This window comes from Lysinibacillus sp. RU7 (genome assembly GCF_057837305.1).
This window is the reverse complement of sequence record NZ_JBYQFK010000286.1, coordinates 1-240: the sequence shown is the minus strand read 5'-3', so window position 1 is coordinate 240 and position 240 is coordinate 1. Positions and strand designations below refer to the sequence as shown.

General features: G+C 69.2%; 1 protein-coding gene. It reads left to right on the top strand.

Translation table 11 applies throughout. The annotated features are described in order from the left end of the window. Positions 1 to 240 (top strand): PLP-dependent transferase (locus AC3II9_RS22425; protein WP_489158979.1); only part of this gene is annotated, 240 nt, incomplete at its 3' end.

The window sequence follows — 240 nt, the reverse complement described above, 5'->3', positions numbered from 1 at the left end:
CTGCTGGAAGGGGCCGAGGCGTGTCGCACGATGGCCAGCGGCATGGCGGCGATGACCGCGGTGCTGCTGAGCCAGTTGCAGGCCGGCGACCATGTGGTGGCCGGGCGGGCGGCGTTCGGATCGTGCCGCTGGCTGGTCGACAACCTGCTGCCCAAGTTCGGGATCGCCACCACGGTGGTCGACGCGCGCGATCCGCAGCAGTTCATCGATGCGGTGCGGCCCGAAACCAAGGTGTTCTTC